The organism is Rhodococcus sp. G6(2025) (assembly GCF_058628105.1).
This window is the reverse complement of sequence record NZ_CP179750.1, coordinates 5,038,097-5,059,098: the sequence shown is the minus strand read 5'-3', so window position 1 is coordinate 5,059,098 and position 21,002 is coordinate 5,038,097. Positions and strand designations below refer to the sequence as shown.

18 protein-coding genes are annotated in these 21,002 nt (G+C 68.5%); 9 read left to right on the top strand and 9 right to left on the bottom strand.

The window, feature by feature from the left end:
• Positions 1-38: 38 nt before the first annotated feature.
• The 5 genes from ACLIVD_RS23195 to ACLIVD_RS23175 all read right to left on the bottom strand — a co-directional run bounded on the left by ACLIVD_RS23195 (position 39) and on the right by ACLIVD_RS23175 (position 7,348).
• Positions 39-2,225: an acyltransferase family protein gene (locus ACLIVD_RS23195; RefSeq protein WP_283335146.1), complete on the bottom strand. Its 2,187-nt coding sequence runs from the start codon at positions 2,223-2,225 to the stop codon at positions 39-41.
• 124 nt (positions 2,226-2,349) lie between these two features.
• Positions 2,350-2,676 carry a Rieske (2Fe-2S) protein gene (locus tag ACLIVD_RS23190; RefSeq protein ID WP_280780047.1) on the bottom strand — a complete coding sequence of 109 codons (327 nt, stop codon included), beginning with the start codon at positions 2,674-2,676 and terminating at the stop codon, positions 2,350-2,352.
• Positions 2,673-5,168: a nitrite reductase large subunit NirB gene (gene nirB, locus ACLIVD_RS23185; RefSeq protein ID WP_283335145.1), complete on the bottom strand. Its 2,496-nt coding sequence runs from the start codon at positions 5,166-5,168 to the stop codon at positions 2,673-2,675. Before nirB ends, ACLIVD_RS23190 begins: the two co-directional genes overlap by 4 nt.
• A gap of 90 nt (positions 5,169-5,258) precedes the next feature.
• Complete coding sequence (locus ACLIVD_RS23180) at positions 5,259-6,410, bottom strand: MFS transporter (RefSeq protein ID WP_280780049.1); 1,152 nt, start codon at positions 6,408-6,410, stop codon at positions 5,259-5,261.
• Entirely contained in the window at positions 6,407-7,348 is a 942-nt protein-coding gene (locus ACLIVD_RS23175; protein WP_009473532.1) for a PAC2 family protein, read from the bottom strand. Before ACLIVD_RS23175 ends, ACLIVD_RS23180 begins: the two co-directional genes overlap by 4 nt.
• 51 nt (positions 7,349-7,399) lie before the next feature.
• Here ACLIVD_RS23175 and metH point away from each other — a divergent pair, with 51 nt between their 5' ends.
• From metH to hisG, 6 genes are read left to right on the top strand one after another with little or no spacing between them, the layout of a single operon-like run.
• Positions 7,400-10,969, top strand: a complete 3,570-nt coding sequence (gene metH / locus ACLIVD_RS23170) for a methionine synthase (RefSeq protein WP_283335144.1) — start codon at positions 7,400-7,402, stop codon at positions 10,967-10,969.
• Complete coding sequence (locus ACLIVD_RS23165; protein ID WP_283335143.1) at positions 10,962-11,654, top strand: HAD family hydrolase; 693 nt, start codon at positions 10,962-10,964, stop codon at positions 11,652-11,654. Before metH ends, ACLIVD_RS23165 begins: the two co-directional genes overlap by 8 nt.
• Before the next feature lie 15 nt (positions 11,655-11,669).
• A complete protein-coding gene (gene trhO / locus ACLIVD_RS23160; RefSeq protein WP_283335142.1) occupies positions 11,670-12,527 on the top strand; it encodes an oxygen-dependent tRNA uridine(34) hydroxylase TrhO in 858 nt (285 codons plus the stop codon).
• Position 12,528: 1 nt separating this feature from the next.
• Positions 12,529-13,422 (top strand): pseudouridine synthase, encoded by an 894-nt coding sequence (locus ACLIVD_RS23155; RefSeq protein WP_491930735.1) that lies wholly within the window; start codon positions 12,529-12,531, stop codon positions 13,420-13,422.
• Positions 13,423-13,447: 25 nt separating this feature from the next.
• Positions 13,448-13,729 carry a phosphoribosyl-ATP diphosphatase gene (locus ACLIVD_RS23150; protein WP_009473527.1) on the top strand — a complete coding sequence of 94 codons (282 nt, stop codon included), beginning with the start codon at positions 13,448-13,450 and terminating at the stop codon, positions 13,727-13,729.
• A 47-nt stretch (positions 13,730-13,776) separates the two neighbouring features.
• Positions 13,777-14,628, top strand: coding sequence for an ATP phosphoribosyltransferase (gene hisG / locus ACLIVD_RS23145; protein ID WP_105416235.1), 852 nt, complete (start codon positions 13,777-13,779; stop codon positions 14,626-14,628).
• A 64-nt stretch (positions 14,629-14,692) separates the two neighbouring features.
• Here the strand turns inward: hisG and ACLIVD_RS23140 are convergent, their stop codons facing one another.
• Both ACLIVD_RS23140 and ACLIVD_RS23135 read right to left on the bottom strand, forming a co-directional pair.
• A complete protein-coding gene (locus ACLIVD_RS23140; protein WP_317570586.1) occupies positions 14,693-15,529 on the bottom strand; it encodes a thioesterase family protein in 837 nt (278 codons plus the stop codon).
• On the bottom strand, positions 15,526-16,431 hold the full coding sequence (locus ACLIVD_RS23135) for a RecB family exonuclease (RefSeq protein WP_283354445.1): 906 nt from the start codon (positions 16,429-16,431) through the stop codon (positions 15,526-15,528). The genes ACLIVD_RS23140 and ACLIVD_RS23135 overlap by 4 nt, the downstream gene beginning before the upstream one ends.
• 94 nt (positions 16,432-16,525) lie before the next feature.
• On the opposite strand from ACLIVD_RS23135, the gene ACLIVD_RS23130 reads away from it, so the two are divergent.
• Entirely contained in the window at positions 16,526-17,380 is an 855-nt protein-coding gene (locus tag ACLIVD_RS23130; protein WP_009473523.1) for a tRNA (adenine-N1)-methyltransferase, read from the top strand.
• A 48-nt stretch (positions 17,381-17,428) separates the two neighbouring features.
• On the opposite strand, the gene ACLIVD_RS23125 is transcribed toward ACLIVD_RS23130, so the two are convergent.
• The gene (locus ACLIVD_RS23125) at positions 17,429-17,923 is read right to left on the bottom strand and encodes a WKL family lipoprotein (RefSeq protein ID WP_491930734.1); all 495 of its coding nucleotides are present in this window, start codon (positions 17,921-17,923) and stop codon (positions 17,429-17,431) included.
• 182 nt (positions 17,924-18,105) lie between these two features.
• Between ACLIVD_RS23125 and arc the strand changes: the two genes are divergently transcribed.
• Positions 18,106-19,881, top strand: a complete 1,776-nt coding sequence (gene arc / locus ACLIVD_RS23120; RefSeq protein ID WP_005243005.1) for a proteasome ATPase — start codon at positions 18,106-18,108, stop codon at positions 19,879-19,881.
• A 65-nt stretch (positions 19,882-19,946) separates the two neighbouring features.
• Here the strand turns inward: arc and ACLIVD_RS23115 are convergent, their stop codons facing one another.
• A complete protein-coding gene (locus ACLIVD_RS23115) occupies positions 19,947-20,495 on the bottom strand; it encodes an NUDIX domain-containing protein (protein ID WP_283335138.1) in 549 nt (182 codons plus the stop codon).
• An 82-nt stretch (positions 20,496-20,577) separates the two neighbouring features.
• Here ACLIVD_RS23115 and ACLIVD_RS23110 point away from each other — a divergent pair, with 82 nt between their 5' ends.
• Complete coding sequence (locus ACLIVD_RS23110; RefSeq protein ID WP_491930733.1) at positions 20,578-20,955, top strand: nitroreductase family deazaflavin-dependent oxidoreductase; 378 nt, start codon at positions 20,578-20,580, stop codon at positions 20,953-20,955.
• The last annotated feature ends 47 nt before the right edge of the window (positions 20,956-21,002 follow it).

Genomic DNA, 21,002 nt, shown 5'->3' with positions numbered 1-21,002 from the left:
CCCGAACCGGATGTGATTGCAGGAACCGTCGCAACCGGTCAGCCCGGTGCGAGTGCCCGGTCGGCCAGCGCGGCGACGACGGGCGAGAGTGCCTGAGCGTGTTCGAGGGTCAGGTGGTTGTCGTCGCGGTACACGAGGTCGTTGCCGACGATGACGGGACAGCGCTCGGTGGTGCAGAACAGGGAGGTGAGGTCGGCGTACCGCCCGCCGCCTACGGCGGTGGCCGTGGCCTCGGCCGCGACGCCGGCGTCGTTCACCGCGACCGGCCGTGGCGGTGAGCAGGCGGTCGCGTCGTCCAGGTGGGCGGACAGACATGTCGGCACCGTCGACTGCGGATCCGGGATCGGTCCGAGGACGAGGACGGCCGCGCCCGTGGCCCGGAGTTCGGTGACCAGCCGGGTCAGGCTGTCGAGCCAGGCCTGGCCGTACACGGTGAAACCGAAATCGGCGCCGTAGCGCCGGGACATGCTCAGCACGACCAACCGGGGCCGTTCGGTCCGCAAACGGTCGACGATCTCGCCGCGCCACTGCTCGCACTCGGTGTATTCCCGCCCGAGGTAGGGGCTGGTGAGTGGGAGGTCGAGAAGCGGGCAGGTGACCTTGCCCATCGTCTCGAGCCGCCACTGTTTCTGCTCGGCGGCCGATTCGAATGCCGGGGCCCACATCGCGGCATGCGAATCTCCGACCAGCGCCACCGTCGTCGGAGACGCCACGGCCCCCGACGCGCACTCGTCCTGACCCACTTCGAGCCACGACCGCACGCAGCCGTTGACGAACACCTCCGGCTTGTCTGCCGGCGCGTCGGCGAGCGGCGGTGACAGATTCGACGGGACCGATTGCAGCCCTGCTGATTCCGCGACCGCCGCCTGCACCTGTGCGGTCATGTCGTTGACCGCGGCGTCCCGCGGATCGACTGCGGGAGGCGCCGATCCGGCCGGCGCAGAGACGGTGAGGGCCGCGGCCGCGGCTCCGTGTCCGACCGGAACCGGCCGCGCCACCAGCAGCACCAGTGCCGCACAGACAGCGATGACGGTGACGGCACCGCCGAGCACGAGGCTGCGCGAGGCCGAGCGACGCAGCGGGGCAGCGAAGCGCACGGGATTCTCGACCAGGACCAGTGTCAGGCCGGCCAGACCCGCGGACACCATGACCATCGCCAGACGGTCGGTCAGGTCGAGCGAGCGGCCGAGCACGATCGGCGCGAGCAGCAAGACCGGCCAGTGCCACAGGTACCAGGAATAGGACACCCGCCCGACCGCCCGCATCGGCCGCAGTGACAGGCTCCGCCCGACACCCAGCCGGGGCGCCGAACACCCCGCCCCGATCACCAGCACCGTGCCGACGACCGGCACCAGCGCGGCGGTTCCGGGGTAGGGCGTCGTCTCACCGAGTCGGAAACAGGCGACGACGATCAGCGCGAAACCCGTCCACCCGGCCGCGGCGGCGACCACCGACGGCAGCCGCTGCCAGTGCCGAACCGACAGGGCGACCAACCCGCCTGCGGCCAGTTCCCAGCCGCGGGCGGGCAATGAGAAGAACGCCCACGGCGGCAGGGTCCGGGTCCAGTCGAGTGAGACCGCAAACGACACTGCGGCGACCACGGCGAGCACGATCAGATACGGGGTCGTCGACGGTGTTTCGTCCGCGTCGAGGCGCCGTGACCTGCGCCGGACGAGCCAGGCGACCCCGATGATCAGCGCCGGCCACAGCAGGTAGAACTGCTCTTCCACGCCGAGCGACCAGTAGTGCTGGAACGGTGACGGGGGCGCGTCGGCGGCCAGATAGTCGGTGCCGTGCAGGGCGAACCGGTAGTTACCGACGTACAGCGCACTGGCGATCCCGTCACCGAGGACCGCGCGGGCCTGCAGAGGGGGCAGGAGCAGGGCCGAGCCGATCGCAGTGGCCACCAGCACGATGCACCCGGCGGGCAGCAGCCTGCGGGCCCGCGCACCGTAGAACTCGGCCAGCCCGACGTGGCCGGTGGTCGCGACGTTCCGCCACAGCAGGCCGGTGATGAGAAACCCCGAGACGACGAAGAAGATGTCGACACCGACGAACCCTCCGTCGATGCCGGGCACGCCCGCGTGAAAGAGGACCACGGCCAGCACGGCGACGGCGCGTAGACCCTCGATGTCCGCGCGGAACCTCGTCTCGGCCGGCTGGACACCGGCCGGAGGGCGGTTACCGGATCGGCGTCGCCGTTCCGGACTCGCGACGGTATTCACTCGACCAGCGATCTGTCCATGCGACGTGCCCCTTCAGCTGCAGCATTGAGCTCATGATGACAGCGGTGCCGAGACTTTCCCGAAAGGCACGCCGTATCAGGACACAGCGCCGGTGAGCGGCCTCTCACACGTGCACGACGACCGACCCTTCGCGAACCGACGCGGAGTAGGTGCGGACCGAGCCCACACCCTCGGATGCGCAGGCGCCCGTGTCGAAGGCGAACGCGTACTGGTGGAGCGGGCACATCACGCCGGTGGCGTCGATCTGTCCGTCGGCGAGGGGCCCGCCCTTGTGCGGGCACACCGCATCCATCGCCCGAACGGTGCCGTCCGACAACAGGAATACGGCGACCTGACGGTTCTGCACGACGTACGTCCGGCCTTCGCCCGGCGTCAGGTCGCTGACCGGCCCCACCGCGACCTCGGAAGGCCCCTCGATCAGGGCGGTCATCGGACCGGCACCTGGGGAAGCGGCAGCAGCGGGAGCGACGGAGCGAACTGTGCGGGCGATTTCGGCGCGCTGCGCTCCTTCCAGGGATCCCGGTAGCCGTCCACCGCCGTCTGGATCCGCTCGTCCAATCCCGTCACGATGTCCTCCTCGTCTCGGACCAGTAGCGCCTGAAGATGTTCGAGTCCCACCCGCGGCACGAAGTCGTACGTGCGTTCGAGCCATTTCGCGTTCTCGCGGTAGTACTGGATGAAGCGGCCGCCGAGTTCCACTACGGCTTCCGGTGATTCGACCGTGGCCAGCAGATCGCCCTTGCGGATGTGCGCTCCGGCGGCGCCGCCGACGTAGATTTCCCATCGGCCGTCGCCGACCGCGACCACACCGAAGTCCTTGCACAGGGCCTCCGAGCAGTTACGTGGGCATCCGGCGACCGCGAGTTTCAGTTTCGCGGGCGTTTCCAGGCCCTGGAACCGCTCCTCGAGCGCGATGCCGAGGCTGGTCGAATCGCCGAGACCGTAGCGGCAGAAATCGGTTCCGACGCACGTCTTCACCGTGCGCATGCTCTTGCCGTAGGCGAACCCGGACGGCATGTCGAGGTCACCCCACACCTTGGGAAGGTCTTCCTTCTTGATGCCGAGCAGGTCGATGCGCTGCCCGCCGGTGACCTTCACGAGCGGCACGCCGTACTTGTCGGCCACGTCGGCGATCTTGCGGAGTTGCTCGGGCGTGGTGACGCCGCCCTTCATCTGCGGGACCACCGAGAACGTGCCGTCGCGCTGGATGTTGGCGTGGACGCGGTCGTTGATGAACAGCGCGCCGCGCTCGTCCACCCAGTCGGGCCCCCAGATGGTGCGGAGCAGCGAGGCCAGGGGCATCTTCGCGGACGCGTCCTCCTTTGCGTCCGCGGCGAGCTCGGCGAACACCTGGGACACGGCGCGGAGATCGCGTTCCCGGATGGTCGCGATGAGTTCGGGCTTCGTCATCGGGATGCAGGGCACGTACCAGTCTGCGGAGGGGTCGGCCTCGAGTTCGCCGCCCGCGGCGCAGGCCACGATGTCGGCGACGAGTCCCTTGCACGAGCCGCAGCCCTTGCCGGCCCGGGTCTGGGCGCAGACGTCGGTGAGGGTCTTGGCGCCGGAATGGACGCACGCCACCAGATCGCCCTTGCTCACGCCGTTGCAGTTGCACACCTGCAGGTCGTCGGGGAGATCGGCGACACTCGTCGCGGCGCTCGGGGCTCCGACGTCGAAGAGCATGCTGATCCGCTCCTCGGGCAGCGGCACCTTGCCGTCGAACGCCTGCGTGAGGAAACCGGCCTTGCTGATGTCGCCCATCAGGGTGGCGCCGATCAGCTTGCCGTCGCGGACGACGAGGCTCTTGTACGTGCCGCTGCGCGGTTCGTAGTACTGGACGAACTCGTCGTCCGCCGTCTCCGGTCCCTTGACGCCCATCGCGGCCACGTCGACGCCGGCGACCTTCAGTTTTGTGGTGGTGCGCGAACCGACATACGCCGCTTCGGGATTGGAGCCGGTGAGGACTTCGGCGAGGATGACCGACTGTTCCCACACCGGGGCGACGAGGCCGTAGGTCTCCCCACGGTGCTGTGCGCACTCGCCGACGGCGTACACGGAACCCTCGTCCTCGCAGCGCATCTGGTCGTCCACCACCACACCGCGTTCGACCACCAGCCCGGCGGCCCGTGCGAGTTCGGTGTTGGGCCGGATTCCGGCGGTGACGACGACCATGTCGGCGTCCAGGGTGGAGCCGTCGACGAACGACACCCCGGTCACCAGGCCCGCTTCGTCGCGCAGCACGGCGGTGGTCCGCATCGAGGTGTGGACGCCGACGCCGAGTTTCTCGATCTCGGCGCGCAGGACGCTGCCGCCGCGTTCGTCGAGCTGCTGGTTCATCAGGTGCCCGGGGGAGTGGACGACGTCGACGGTGAGGCCCTGTGTGCGCAGCCCGTACGCCGCCTCCAGACCGAGCAGGCCGCCGCCGATCACCACCGCGGACACGTCGTCGCGGGCCTGCGCCATCTGCAGCATGCCGTTGGTGTCGGCGATGTTCCGGAATCCGAACACCCCGCGGGCCAGGCGCCCGTCGTGCTCGCGCAACCCGTCCATGTTGGGGAAGAACGTGTTGCTTCCCGTGGCGATGATGAGCACGTCGTAGTCGACGACGCGGCCGCTCTCGCAGGTGACGGTCTTCGCGAACCGGTCGAGTGCGACGGCGCGGTCGCCGGCGTGGAGTTTGACGCCGTTGGCGGTGTACCAGCCCATGGGGTTGAGGATCAGGTCCTCGTCGTCGACGGCCGCTTCGCCGGACAGAACGTGCGAGAGCATGATCCGGTTGTAGTTGCCGTAGGGCTCGTCGCCGATCATGGTGATCTCGAAACGCTCGCCGCCGCCGCGGTTCAGGATCTCCTCGACGGTGCGTGCGCCGGCCATACCGTTGCCGACGACCAGCAGCTTGCTCGAACTCGGTGTGTTGGCCATGCGTCGAGGCTCCGCCCCGGGAGTGTCGTAACGGCTGCGCACACGTTACGTGGGAATCAGGAACACCTCACAGCCCTCCCGGAAGGCGTGTCAGGCGGGTGCGCGGTCGCGGGGCATGAGCAGCGGGGCCAGCACGGCGAGGAGCAGCGCGGGCAGCAGGAAGCCGGCCGCGGGCGACACCGAGTACACCGGGGTGAGGGTGATCGGCGCGAGCGCGTTGCCCATGAACCGCAGCGCCTGCACGACGGACACCGCGCCGCCCCGGTTCGGGCCCGGCGACCCGAGCACGGCGGCGTTGACACCGACCAGGACGAACTGACCGGCGATTCCGGCCGCGAACCACGCCACGGCCACGACTGCGAGGAGAGACACGGTCCCGGCGGCCGCGACGAGAATCGCCCCGCCGACCGCGCCGATCAGGACGGCTGACCGGGCCCCGATCTTGTCGATGACCCCGCCGACGAGGCGGGCGGTGAGGATGCCTGCCACGCCGAACCCGGTGAGGAGCAGCCCGCGCTGGGTGGGGCTCAGCCCGAAGGCGTCCTCGGCGCGGAACGCGACCAGGAAGCTCAGCCCACCGAGCGCACCCCAGCCGAGGAGTGCCACCACCCCGATTCTCAGCACCGACGGGGTGAGGGCGTCGCGCAGTCGCGGGCGCGGTGCCCCCGGCTCGGCGGGAGCGCTGTCCGGAACGCCGACCAGACCCAGCACCGCGGCCACGAGGGCGATGACGAGGAACGCGAGTCGCCAGTCGACCTCCGCCGCGAGCCCGCCGACGAGCGGCGCGCTCGACGTTCCTGCGGCCTGGAAGGCGCCGAAGACCCCCAGCGCCCGGCCCAGATGCTTCTGCGGAGTCGAGGCGGCGAGCGCCGCCAGCAGCAGCGGCGTCGTGAACGAGTTCGAACACCCCTGGAGCACGCGGGCGCCGAGGAAGAGCGGCAGCGTCGGCGCCGCGAAACACGCCAGCGACGACAGCAGATAGACGCCGTACGCGATCCGCACGGTCCGCGTCTGCCCCCACCGCGCGCCCAGCGTGCCCGACACCAGCATCAGCAACGCGAACGGCAGCAGGTACGCCGTCAGCGAGCCGGCCGCGGCGGACGCACTCACGCCGAGGTCGTCCCCGATCTCGGGAAGGATCGAGGCGACGACCCCGCCGCCGAACGGACCGAGGAAACCGCCGGCGTAGAGCGCCGTGCGCTGGAGCGAGGAACGAAGCGACTCGGATGAGTTCTTCGTCACAGCCCGAAGCTGCCGGGCCCACGCCTGCGGAGATATCGCTCGAACTCGGCGGCGAGCGCGTCACCGTCGATCTTCGAGATGGCGTCGGAGATGTCGGTCTCGGCGTCGCCGCGCTCCTCGAGGGAACGGACGTACTCGCCGATCTCCTCGTCGTCCGCGGTCATCTCGGTGACGGCTTCCTGCCAGTCGTCGGCCTGGGCCGGGAGTTCTCCGAGGGGAACCTCGATGTCCAGGACATCCTCGACGCGTTGCAGCAGCGCCACCGTGGCCTTGGGATTCGGCGGCTGGGACACGTAGTGGGGCACGGCCGCCCAGAACGACACGGCTGGCACACCGGCCCGGACGCACGCGTCCTGCAGTACCCCGGTGATCCCGGTCGGACCCTCGTAGCGGGTCTGCTCGAGCTTGAACCGCTCGGCGGCCTCACTGCTGTACGCGCTGCCCGTCACCGGGACCGGCCGTGTGTGCGGGGTGTCCGCGAGCAGCGCCCCGAGGATCACCACGGTGTTGATCTGCAGCTGGTCGATCAGCTCGAGGAGGTCCTCGCAGAAGCTGCGCCAGCGCATGTTCGGTTCGATCCCACGCAGCAGAACCACGTCGCGGTCGCTGCCGGGAGGCGAGCACACCGACAGCCGGGTGGCGGGCCACACGATCTCCCGGGTGACACCGTCGACCTGCCGCACCGTGGGTCGATTGACCTGGTAGTCGTAGTACTCCTCGGAGTCCAGCTCGGCGAGCGGCTGGGCGTCCCAGGTCAACTCGAGGTGCTCGACGGCTCCGCTCGCGGCATCGCCGGCGTCGTTCCAGCCCTCGAAGGCGGCGACGAGGACAGGGTCACGAAGTACGGGCACGCCACTGTCCGTCGCACCGGCGTCCTCGGTGTCGGGGGTGTCGTCGTCGCGGCCCGCAGGCGTGACGGGGAACTCACTGGAACTCACCCACCCAGCCTACGGCCAGCATTGGTTCGCGCGCCCACTAGTCTGGACGGCATGTCTGCGCCATTTCACTCTGCCCTGCTCGATGCGTTGAACCAGCGCGTTGTCATCGGCGACGGAGCCATGGGCACCATGTTGCAGGCCGCGGACCTCACGCTCGACGACTTCCTCGGGCTCGAAGGCTGCAACGAAATTCTCAACGACACCCGCCCTGACGTGCTGAAAGACATCCACCGCGCGTATTTCGAGGCCGGGGCCGACGCCGTCGAGACCAACACGTTCGGGTGCAACCTACCCAACCTCGCCGATTACGACATTTCGGACCGTATCCGGGAACTGGCCGAGAAGGGCACCCGGCTGGCGCGTGACGTGGCCGACGAGATGGGGCCCGGACGCGACGGCATGGGCCGCTTCGTCCTCGGCTCGATGGGACCCGGAACCAAGCTGCCGACGCTGGGCCACGCACCGTTCGCGATCCTCCGCGACGCCTACGCGGAGGCAGCGATGGGCATGATCGACGGGGGAGCCGACGCGATCCTCGTCGAGACCTGCCAGGACCTGCTGCAGGTGAAGGCCGCCATCCTCGGCAGTCAGCGGGCGATGGAAACGCTGGGGTCGCGGCTGCCGATCATCACCCACGTCACGGTCGAGACCACCGGCACGATGCTCCTCGGCAGCGAGATCGGTGCCGCGCTGACCGCGCTCGAACCGCTCGGTATCGACATGATCGGCCTCAACTGCGCGACCGGTCCCGCCGAGATGAGCGAACATCTCCGCCACCTGTCCAAGTACAGCTCCCTTCCGGTGTCGGTGATGCCCAACGCCGGACTGCCGCAGCTCGGCCCGAACGGCGCCGAGTACCCGCTCACCGCGGAGGAGCTCGCCGAGGCGCTCAGCGGCTTCGTCACCGAGTTCGGACTCGGTCTGGTCGGCGGATGCTGCGGCACCACTCCCGAGCACATCCGGCAGGTGGCCGAAGCGGTCCGTCTGGTCGAGAAGGCCGAGCGGAACCCGGTGCACGAGTCGGGGACGTCCTCGCTGTACACGGCGGTGCCGTTCCAGCAGGACGCCAGCATCCTGATGATCGGTGAACGCACGAACACCAACGGCTCCAAGGCGTTTCGCGAGGCGATGATCGCCGAGGACTACCAGAAGTGCCTCGACATCGCGAAGGACCAGACCCGCGACGGCGCCCACATGCTCGACCTCAACGTCGACTACGTCGGACGCGACGGCGCCGTCGACATGGCCGCCCTCGCGAGCCGGTTCGCGACGTCGTCGACGCTGCCGATCATGCTCGACTCCACCGAGCCCGCGGTCCTGCAGGCCGGCCTCGAGCACCTCGGCGGCCGGTGCGCCGTGAACTCCGTCAACTACGAGGACGGCGACGGACCGGACTCGCGGTTCCAGAAGATCATGCGGCTCGTCACGGAGCACGGCGCCGCCGTCGTCGCGCTGACCATCGACGAGGAGGGCCAGGCACGCACCGCGGAGCACAAGGTCCGCATCGCCGAGCGCCTGCTCGACGACCTCACCGCGAACTGGGGCCTCGACGAGTCCGACATCATCATCGACGCGCTGACCTTCCCGATCTCCACCGGTCAGGAAGAGGTCCGCCGCGACGGGATCGAAACGATCGAGGCGATCCGCGAGCTGAAGAAGCGGCATCCGCGGGTGCACTTCACCCTCGGCGTGTCCAACATCTCGTTCGGTCTCAACCCGGCGGCCCGGCAGGTCCTGAACTCGGTGTTCCTGCACGAGTGCACCGAGGCCGGCCTGGACACGGCCATCGTGCACGCGTCGAAGATCCTGCCGATGGCACGGATCCCCGACGAACAGCGGGAAACGGCCCTCGACCTGGTCTACGACCGCCGCCGCGAGGGCTACGACCCGCTGCAGAAGCTGATGGAACTGTTCGAGGGCGTCTCCGCGGCGTCGGCACGCGAATCCCGCGCCCAGGAACTGGCGGCGCTGCCGCTGTTCGAGCGTCTGGAACGCCGCATCGTCGACGGTGAACGCAACGGCCTCGACGACGACCTCACCGCCGCGATGGAGGAGAAGCCGCCGCTCGCGATCATCAACGAGACGCTGCTGTCCGGCATGAAGACCGTCGGCGAACTCTTCGGATCCGGGCAGATGCAGCTGCCGTTCGTGCTGCAGTCCGCCGAGGTGATGAAGGCGGCCGTGGCATACCTCGAACCGCACATGGAGGCCACCGACGAGGACGGCAAGGGCCGCATCGTCATCGCCACCGTGAAGGGCGACGTCCACGACATCGGCAAGAACCTCGTCGACATCATCCTGAGCAACAACGGGTACGACGTGGTGAACCTGGGCATCAAGCAGCCGATCGCGACGATCCTCGACGCGGCGATCGAGCAGAAGGCCGACGTCATCGGCATGTCCGGTCTGCTCGTGAAGTCGACCGTGGTCATGAAGGACAACCTGCAGGAACTCAACGCCAAGGGTGTCGCGGAGAAGTTCCCCGTCCTCCTCGGCGGTGCCGCGCTGACCCGTTCGTACGTGGAGAACGACCTGGCCGAGGTGTACGAGGGCGACGTCAGCTACGCGCGCGACGCGTTCGAGGGCCTGCACCGGATGGACGAGATCATGGCCGTCAAGCGTGGCGGCGGACCCGACCCGGACAGCCCGGAAGCGATCGCGGCCCGCGAGAAGGCGGCCGAACGCAAGGCACGGCACGAACGGTCCAAGCGGATCGCCGAGAAGCGCAAGGCGGCCGAGACCCCGATCGAGGTGCCCGAGCGATCCGACGTGGCCACCGACATCGTGGTCCCGACCCCGCCGTTCTGGGGCAACCGGATCGTCAAGGGCGTCTCGCTGTCGGACTACTCCGGGCTGCTGGACGAGCGGGCCCTGTTCCTCGGGCAGTGGGGTCTGCGCGGGCAGCGTTCCGGCGACGGTCCCACGTACGAGGAACTGGTGGAGACCGAGGGCCGCCCCCGCCTGCGGTACTGGCTCGACCGGTTGAGCACCGAGGGAATCCTCGCGCACGCCGCCGTCGTGTACGGCTACTTCCCCGCGGTGTCCGAGGGCGACGACGTGGTCGTGCTCACCGACCCGACACCCGACGCGGAGGAACGCTTCCGGTTCACGTTCCCGCGCCAGCACCGCGACCGCTTCCTGTGCGTCGCCGACTTCGTCCGGTCCCGCACCGAGGCGAAGGAGACCGGTCAGGTCGACGTGTTCCCGATGCAGCTCGTCACGATGGGACAGCCGATCGCGGACTTCGCGAACGAGCTGTTCGCCGCCAACGCGTACCGCGACTACCTCGAGGTGCACGGTATCGGCGTGCAGCTGACGGAATCGCTGGCCGAGTACTGGCATCAACGGGTCCGCGAGGAACTCGTGCTGCCCGGCGGTCACAACGTGGCCGAGCAGGACCCGTCCGAGGTGTCCGGATTCTTCGACCTCGCCTACCGCGGTGCCCGGTACTCCTTCGGGTACGGCGCCTGCCCCAACCTGGAGGACCGCGCGAAGATGGTCGCTCTGCTCGAACCCGAACGGATCGGTGTGAAGTTGTCGGAGGAACTGCAGTTGCATCCCGAGCAGTCCACGGATGCGTTCGTGCTGCACCACCCCGAAGCGAAGTACTTCAATGTCTGATGCATTCGACGGTCTCGCAGGTGTTCTGTGGGACATGGACGGAACGCTGCTCGATTCCGAGAAGATGTGGGACGTCGCGGTCCGCGAGTTGTCGCTGCACCTCGGCGGGCCGATGACCGAGGAGACGCGGCTGAAGACGATCGGTGCGTCCAGCGCCAACGCTCTCGGCGTCATCTTCGACGCCCTCGGGCTCGACCGGGATCCGGCGGCGCTCGCCGAGGCCAAGGAATGGATGTTCACGCGCGTCGAGGAATTGTTCGGCGACGGGATCCCGTGGCGGCCGGGCGCCCACGACGCACTGCGGACCGTCCGGGCGCACGGCCTGAGGTCGGCGCTGGTGACCAACACCGAGCGCCGGCTCACCGAGCGGGCACTCGAGACGCTCGGCAGGCACCACTTCGACCACTCGGTGTGCGGCGACGAGGTGCCGGCAGGCAAACCGCATCCAGACCCGTACCTGCGGGGCGCGGAATTGCTGGGGCTGGATCCGTCGCAGTGCCTCGCCATCGAGGACTCGCCCACCGGTGCGGCGTCCGCGCAGGCCGCGGGGTGCGTCGTCCTCATCGTCCCGTGCGAGATCGCGGTGGCCGACGGCCCGGGGCGGGTGTTCCGGGACAGTCTCGAGGGCCTCACCGGTTCCGACCTCGCCGAGGTGTGGGCGCAGCGGAGTGGTGTCCGTCTCTAGGTAGTCTGGTTTCCCGTGGCTGTCCCGAAAATCGTGCTGTTCTACGTGTTCACTCCGCTCGCCGACCCGGAGGCGATACGGCTGTGGCAGTACACACTCGCCGAGGCGAACGGCCTCACCGGACGGATCCTCGTCTCCGAGCACGGCATCAACGCGACGGTCGGCGGCGACATCCACGACGTCAAGCGGTACGTGAAGGGGACGCGCAGCTACGCGCCGTTCAAGGACGCCGACATCAAGTGGTCGGACGGGCTCGGTGACGACTTCCCGCGGCTGAGCGTCAAGGTGCGGCCGGAGATCGTGACGTTCGGTGCGCCGGGCGAGCTGAAGGTGGACGCGGACGGCGTCGTCGGCGGCGGTACCCACCTGGCGCCCGACGAGGTGCATCGCCTGATCGAGGGTCGCGGTGACGACGTCGTCTTCTTCGACGGGCGCAACGGTTTCGAGGCGGAGATCGGACGCTTCCGGGACGCCGTCGTGCCCGACGTGTCCACCACGCGCGAGTTCGTGCACGAACTCGACAGCGGCAAGTACGACCACCTCAAGGACAAGGCCGTCGTCACGTACTGCACCGGGGGAGTGCGGTGCGAGGTCCTGTCCTCGCTGATGCGCTCGCGCGGATTCGGTGAGATCTACCAACTGGACGGCGGCATCGTCCGCTACGGCGAGGCATTCGGCGACACGGGCTTGTGGGAGGGGTCGCTGTACGTGTTCGACAAGCGGATGAGCATCGAGTTCAGCGATCAGGCCAAGACCCTGGGGCGCTGCAGCACGTGCGGCGGTCCGACGTCCCGGTACGAGAATCTGCCGGACGACCGGGGTCGCGAACTCGTGCTCGTCTGCGCCGACTGCACCGAGAATCGGGCGGGCTGAGGTGGCGGGGGCGCCCCTGCCGGTCCGCAACGGCCTCGGTCCCGATCGCATCCGGATGCCGGCAGGCGTCGGCACGAAGACGGTCGCCGAATTCCTGGTCGAGACGTACCCGGACGAACGCGCGCACTGGCTGTCGCTGATCGACGGCGGGGACGTCGTCGACGAACACGGCAGGGTGGTCGACCGCGGGACCCGTTATGCCCCGACGCGTTTCGTGTACTTCTACCGAGACCCCGCGCCGGAGATCCCGGTTCCGTTCGAGATCGACATCCTGCACCGCGACGACCACCTCGTGGTGATCGACAAACCCCATTTCCTCGCGACCATTCCGCGGGGCGCGCACATCACCGAGACGGCGGTCGTGCGGCTGCGGTGGGCGCTCGACCTGCCCGACCTCACACCGGCGCACCGGCTCGACCGGATGACGGCCGGCGTCCTGGTGTTCCTGATCCGGCGGGAAGACCGCAGGCCGTATCAGGAACTGTTCGTGTCCCAGCAGGTCACCAAGGAATACGAGGCCGTCGCCGGGCACGATCCGACGCTCACGTTTCCGCGCACCATCCGCAGTCGCATCGTCAAGGAACACGGGATCATGACGGCGACGGAGGAACCGGGCGAACCGAACAGTGAGACCGTCGTCGACCTGATCGAGACCCGCGACGGCCGCGCGCGGTACTGCCTGCTGCCGAAGACCGGCCGGACACACCAACTGCGGTTGCACATGTCGTCGCTGGGGTTGCCGATCGAGGGCGACAACTACTACCCGGACTTCCGGCGATCCGAGCCCGGCGACTTCTCGACGCCGTTGCGGTTGCTGGCGCGGGCCATCGAGTTCACCGATCCCCGTTCGGGTGAGGTCCGCCGGTTCGAGAGTCGCCGCACACTCGGGTGGTGACCGGTTCGGAGAGGTCCGCGGCGGCGTGAAACAATGGGTCCTCGTGAAGACCTTCGAATCCCTGTTCGCCGAGCTGACCGAGCGTGCCGCTACCCGCCCCGAGGGCTCCGGCACCGTTGCCGCCTTGGACGCCGGCGTCCATTCGCAGGGAAAGAAGATCCTCGAAGAGGCGGGTGAGGTGTGGATCGCCGCCGAGCACGAGAGCGATGAGGCGCTCGCCGAGGAGATCTCTCAGCTGCTGTACTGGACGCAGGTGCTGATGGTGGGTAAGGGCCTGAAGCTCGAGGACGTCTACCGACATCTGTGATCGGTGATCGAGACTCCTCCACCCGCTCCCGAAAGGAACCCTCCGCCATGCTGCGCGTCGCAGTCCCCAACAAGGGCTCGCTGTCCGAGTCCGCCGCCGAAATCCTCAGCGAGGCCGGTTACCGCCGTCGCACCGACTCCCGCGACCTGACCGTCCTCGACCCGTCCAACCAGGTCGAGTTCTTCTTCCTTCGCCCCAAGGACATCGCGATCTACGTCGGATCCGGTGAACTCGATCTCGGCATCACCGGCCGCGACCTCGCCCGCGACTCGGGTGCCCCGGTCGCCGAACGGCTGTCGCTCGGCTTCGGCCGCTCCACGTTCCGGTACGCCGCTCCCGCGGGCAAGGACTGGACGGTCGAGGACCTCGCGGGGCTCCGGATCGCCACGTCCTACCCCAACCTGGTGCGCGACGACCTGTCCGCACGCGGTATCGAGGCCTCGGTCATCCGCCTCGACGGCGCCGTGGAGATCTCGATCCAGCTCGGCGTCGCCGACGCCATCGCCGACGTCGTCGGCTCCGGCCGCACGCTGCGCCAGCACAACCTGGTCGCGTTCGGCGACACCCTGTGCGACTCCGAGGGTGTGCTCATCGAGCGCGCCGGCTCGCCCGACGGCGATTCCGCACGCAACCAGCTGGTCGAGCGGGTGCGCGGCATCGTGTTCGCGCAGCAGAACCTGATGCTCGACTACGACTGCCCCAAGACGATCCTCGACGACGCATTGAAGATCACCCCGGGCCTCGAGTCGCCGACGCTGTCGCCGCTCGCCGACGAGAACTGGGTCGCGGTCCGGGCGATGGTCCCGATCAAGGGCCACAACGGAGTCATGGACGAACTCGCGGACCTCGGCGCCAAGGCCATCCTCGCGTCCAACATCCGGTCCTGCCGCGCGCTCTGATCTGGTTCCACCGCAACACGATCCGCGCTCGCTCCGCCCGCAACACGGTCCGCGCTCGCTCCGCTCAGGGGCGGGCGCGGACCTGCACGGTCTGGGCGATCCGGCCGACGGCGCCGGTCTCGTCGTAGAGCACGCCCGCGCACATGCCCACTCCGTCGGGTCCGATGGAGGTTTCGGAGCTGACCCCCACCCACTCACCCTCGGGGACCCGGAAGATGTGCACGGTGAGGTCGGTGTTGAGGAACGTCCAGTCCGCCGGGTCGAGTTTCGATCCCACGCCGTTCGCGATGTCCGCGATGGAGAACAGCCGCTCGAGCGGCGTCAAGGTCTCGCCGAGAACCAGTGCGGGTCGCGGCTTCGCCCACAGCTTGCCCGGGCCCTCGCATCCCATCTCGGCGATCCACCGCCAGTCGAGGGTCGTCAGGTAGCCCGAGTTCCAGGCCTTGCCGAACTTGCCGTCCCGGCCGGTGGACCGCGGTTCGAGTGGTGGGTCGACGACGTGGACGGCGTCGCTCGTGTCGACGGTCTCCATCCGCCACGCCGAGCCCCGCGCGACGGCACGGGGACGGTCGCCGACGGTCCACAATTCGGCGACCACCAGCTCCACCCGGCGTCCCGGTCGCTGCACCCAGGACCGGACCTCGAGTTCGGCGATCGGGATGGGACCGAGAATCTCGACCACGACTCGCGTGAGACGCACGTCGTCGCGCGGCGCGCAGCGCTCGAGTGCTCGCACGAGCAGCGCGGACGGGGGAGCGCCGTGCTGCATCGTCTCCGCCCACACACTGATCGTCAGATCCGTGCTGTCGAACCGCTCGACGGTGATCTTCTGGTCCGAGTCCACTTCCGGCGCACTCAGTGCTTCCAAACCGAGTGGTACGTAATAGGACTCGGAATTCATTCGACAATCTCCTCGAAACCCGGTGCGTCTTCGGCGGGCCCCTCCGGCCATCCCGGGTAGGGAGGCGGCGTTCCACCGAACGAGGGGCACAGAGACTTATGATCACACCAGTCGCAGAGCCGGCTCGGCTTGGGTCGGAAATCGCCGGTGACCCCGGCCGCCAGAATGGCCTTCCAGATCGCCGACAGCGTGCGCTCGAACCGCAGCAGTTCGTCCTCGTCGGGTGCGTAGGTGAGGACCGTGCCCGACGCGAGGTACAGCAGTCGCAACTGCGCGGGAACGATGCCGCGGGTGCGGAGCAGGACCAGCGCGTAGAACTTCATCTGGAACAGCGCCTTGGACTCGGACATCTCGCGGGGCGCACGGCCGGTCTTGTAGTCGACCACCCGCACCTCACCGGTGGGGGCGACGTCGATGCGGTCGACGAATCCGCGGAGCAGCACCCCGTCGGCGAGTTCGGTCTCGACGCGCTGTTCGCACGATTCGGCCTCGAACCGGGTGGGATCCTCCAGCTCGTAATAGGCGGTGACGAGGGCACGCGCCTCGTCGAGGAACGTGTCGCGCTCGTCCTCGGGGACCAGGTCGATCAGGTCGGGGGCCTCGGCGAGAATGCGCTCCCAGGACGGGAGGATCAGATCGACCGCTTTTCGCGGAACGCGTTCGGCCGCGGGCAGCCCGAACAGGGTCTCCAGCGCGGCGTGCACGACCGTGCCCTTCACCTGCGCGCGCGACGGCGCCTCGGGGAGCCGGTCGACCGCGCGGAAACGGTAGAGGAGCGGGCACTGCTTGAAGTCGCCGGCGCGGGACGGTGACAGGGCGGGGCGCCTGCGGGTGGCCGAAGTGTCGCCGGGCTGTGACGGGGAACCCTTTGTGACGGGGGCTGGCGACTCTGAGATGCTCACACCTGGCAGGGTAGGCCCCCGGTCCGACAGTCGAGTCGGGGCGCGGTGTGGGCGTCGGACGGCGCCGGACGAACAGGCTGAGGAGTCGGTGACGATGGTGGGACGCGAAACGCGACCGAGCGGACCGTTTCGGGTGGGCGATCGCGTCCAGTTGACGGACGCCAAGGGCCGGCACTACACGGTCAACCTGGAGGCCGGCAAGGAGTTCCACACCCACCGCGGCGGCATCCTGCACGACGACCTGATCGGCACCGACGAGGGCAGCGTGGTCAAGTCGACCAACGGCACCCCATATCTCGCGCTGCGTCCGCTGCTCGTCGACTACATCCTGTCGATGCCCCGCGGGGCGCAGGTCATCTACCCGAAGGACGCCGCGCAGATCGTGCACGAGGGCGACGTCTTTCCTGGCGCCCGCGTGCTCGAGGCCGGTGCCGGGTCGGGCGCGCTGACGTGCTCATTGCTGCGGGCGGTCGGTCCGGAAGGCCGGGTCATCTCGTACGAGGTGCGCGACGACCACGCCGAACACGCGGTCCGGAACGTCGAGACGTTCTTCGGGGAACGCCCCGAGAACTGGGACCTGACCATCGCCGACGTCGCCGAGTTCGACGCCGACGCGGCGGGCGGTCAGGTCGACCGGGTGGTCCTCGACATGCTCGCCCCCTGGGATGCGCTGCCCGCGGTGTCCAAGGCGCTGGTTCCCGGCGGTGTGCTCATCGTCTACGTCGCCACTGTGACGCAGCTCTCGAAGGTGGTCGAGGCGATGCGCGAGCAGGAGTGCTGGACCGAGCCGCGGTCCTGGGAATCGATCGTCCGCGGGTGGCACGTCGTCGGGCTCGCCGTGCGCCCGGAACACCGGATGCAGGGCCACACCGCGTTCCTGGTGAGCGCCCGGCGACTCGCCGAGGGAACCGTCACCCCCAAGCCGCAGCGCCGGTCGGGCAAGGGCTGAGACACGCCTTCGGCGGCGCCCGGACAGGACGCCGCCGAAGGCGGGAGATTAGCTGCAGCCGGCGCGTGCCATGCCCAGCAGGGTGCACGTGCTCTCGTCCGACACCTTCCAGGTGCCGTCGACGTTCTCCCACGTCCAAACGGTCGGAGCGGCCGTGCCGTGCGGGCTGACGATCGCGACGTTCGCCGTCGCGGTATCGCCCTCTACCTGCACATCCGTGACCGTGAAGGACACCGGGTAGTTGGCCATCGCCGCCGTCATGGCCTCGAGATTCGGGCGACGTTCGTCGCCGTCGACGACCACGACGGTCTTCTCGTCGACCGGTCGGGCGGGGTCCACGAGGACCTGCAGCGTACTGAGCAGTTCGTCCGACGTGGGGGCGGCAACCGCCGCGGACGATGTGGCCGCGGACGACGTGGCCGCGGTGTCGGATGCGTCGTCGGACGAGCAGGCCGACATCCCGAGCGCGAGGACCACCGCGCCCACGGCAACCACGGACCTACCGATGAAAGATGTTCCGTTCAGGGGCTTGCGGATTATCACGACGAACCCTTTCGTTACACAGAACAGAGAGAAACTGCTCGACAGGTAGGTAAGGCTAACATGAGAGGTTCGGTGGCCCAGGGCGTCACGTATGCCGATTCGCAATCGGCAGAATCCGTGTCACGGCGCAGAATTCGGGCAGTGCCGGTAGCGTTGATAGATCTCATTGGGAGGAGACGCACATGAGCTCGACAGAGAACCCCGATTCGGTTGCGGCCGCACGAGAGCTCGAGGCGTTGCGCGCAGAGGCGTCGGCACTGCGCAGGCAGCTCGCGGAGTCGCCGGAACAGCTTCGTGAGATGGAATCGCGAGTGGACTCGCTGTCCATCCGGAACACCAAGCTGATGGACACCCTCAAGGAGGCCCGTCAGCAGCTCATCGCCCTTCGAGAAGAAGTCGATCGCCTCGGCCAGCCGCCGAGCGGGTACGGCGTGCTACTCGGAGTGCACGACGATCAGACCGTGGACGTGTTCACCTCCGGACGCAAGATGCGGTTGACCTGCTCCCCGAACGTCGACGCCGAGACCCTCAAGCTCGGTCAGACCGTGCGCCTCAACGAGGCGCTCACGATCGTGGAAGCGGGCAACTTCGAGCGTGTGGGTGAGATCAGCACGTTGCGCGAGGTCCTCGACGACGGGCAGCGCGCCCTCGTGGTCGGCCACGCCGACGAGGAACGGATCGTGTGGCTGGCCGAACCCCTCGCGACCGTCTTCGAGGAGAGCGAGAGGGAGTCGATCGCGTACGACGCGGAATCGCCCACCCGCAAACTTCGGCCGGGCGACTCCCTCCTCGTCGACACCAAGGCCGGGTACGCGTTCGAGCGGATCCCCAAGGCCGAGGTCGAGGATCTGGTCCTCGAAGAGGTTCCCGACGTGCACTACGACGACATCGGCGGTCTCGGACGGCAGATCGAGCAAATCCGCGACGCCGTCGAGTTGCCGTTCCTCCACAAGGACCTGTTCCACGAATACGAGCTGCGGCCACCGAAGGGTGTGCTCCTCTACGGTCCGCCCGGGTGCGGTAAGACGCTCATCGCCAAGGCGGTCGCCAACTCGCTCGCGAAGAAGATCGCGGAGGCCCGGGGCCAGGACAGCAAGGAAGCCAAGTCCTACTTCCTCAACATCAAGGGCCCCGAGCTGCTGAACAAGTTCGTCGGCGAGACCGAGCGGCACATCCGGCTGATCTTCCAGCGGGCCCGGGAGAAGGCGTCCGAGGGCACCCCGGTGATCGTGTTCTTCGACGAGATGGATTCGATCTTCCGTACCCGCGGGTCGGGTGTCTCCTCCGACGTCGAGACCACCGTCGTGCCGCAGCTGCTCAGTGAGATCGACGGTGTCGAAGGACTCGAGAACGTCATCGTGATCGGCGCGTCCAACCGCGAGGACATGATCGACCCCGCGATCCTGCGTCCCGGCCGCCTCGACGTGAAGATCAAGATCGAACGTCCCGACGCGGAGTCGGCACAGGACATCTTCTCGAAGTACCTCGTCGAGACGCTGCCGGTGCACGCCGACGACATCGCGGAGTTCGGCGGCGACCGCACGGCCTGCATCCGGGTGATGATCGAACGGGTCGTCGACCGCATGTACGCCGAGAGCGAGGAGAACCGCTTCCTCGAGGTCACGTACGCCAACGGCGACAAGGAGGTCCTGTACTTCAAGGACTTCAACTCGGGTGCGATGATCCAGAACATCGTCGACCGCGCCAAGAAGTACGCGATCAAGTCGGTGCTCGACACCGGTGCCCCGGGTCTGCGGGTCCAGCACCTGTTCGACTCCATCGTCGACGAGTTCTCGGAGAACGAGGACCTGCCGAACACCACCAACCCCGACGACTGGGCCCGGATCTCGGGCAAGAAGGGTGAGCGGATCGTCTACATCCGCACGCTGGTCACCGGTAAGAACGCGAGCGCGAGCCGCGCCATCGACACCGAATCCAACACGGGCCAGTACCTGTAAGCCGTGCGGCACCACCTGCGCGGCGGGAACTCGAACACGGTTCCCGCCGCGCAGGCGGCTGTGTGTCAGCGGTCCCGTGTCACGAGGTAGTCCTCCAGGAGCGCCCGGGTGTCCGGCACGAACGGCCACTGCGGGTCGTGCAGATGCGTCACCAGTTCGTGGGGCGTCCACCACCAGCCCGACGCGATCTCGCTGGCCTGGTGGACGATCGGCCCGTCCCAGTGCGTCTCGTAGGCGTACAGGTGGCACCGCAGCCGCAAACCCTGCCAGTGCCCGTCCCACGCCACTTTCGCGATGGGGGTGAGGCCCACTCCGGTGATGCCCAGTTCCTCCGCCAGCTCCCGGCTCGCGGCCTCCTCCGGGGTCTCCCCGGGATCGACCACCCCGCCCGCCAGGCAGTCGTGATGTCCGGCGAACACCGTCTTCGTGTCTGAGCGTCGGTGCACGTAGAGGCGCTTTCCGTCGCCGGACCGGACGAGGACGCCGGCACTCGCGTGCCACAGCCCCTCGGCGTAGACGCGGGAACGCTCGGCGGACCCCACCGGTCGTCCAGCACTGTCGAACACCGCCACCACTTCGTCCGTGCCGGGTGGGGTGTTCGGTGCGGAATCCATGTGTCGATCCTGCCAGCACCCCGGCGGACGTCGGTACTGTCGAGGTCGGTTGCTCGTTCCGGTGCCGAAGGGGTGAGAGGTCATGGCGTTGCCGCGTTCGGTCGCCCGATTCAACCGGGTCGTCACCAATCAGGTGAGCCGTCACGTCGCGACGATCCTGCCCGGGTTCGCCATGGTCGAGCACCGGGGCCGCAGGTCGGGCAAGGCGTATCGCACACCCGTCAACGTGTTCGTCGTAGACGGCCGCTACCGGTTCGCCCTGACGTACGGTGCGCAGAGCGATCGGGTGCGAAACGTGGTGGCGGCGGGCGGATGCACCATCGTGACGCGCCGCCGGACGGTGCACCTGACCGACCCGAGCGTCGTCACCGACAGCACCCACTCCTGGGCTCCCGCCGGGGTCCGCACGGTGCTCCGGGCGATCTCGGCGGACCAGTACCTGGAGTGCTCGCCGGACTAGTCGCCGGGCGCGGACGGCTCGCGCGGCAGGAGTGTGCCGCCGGGTGA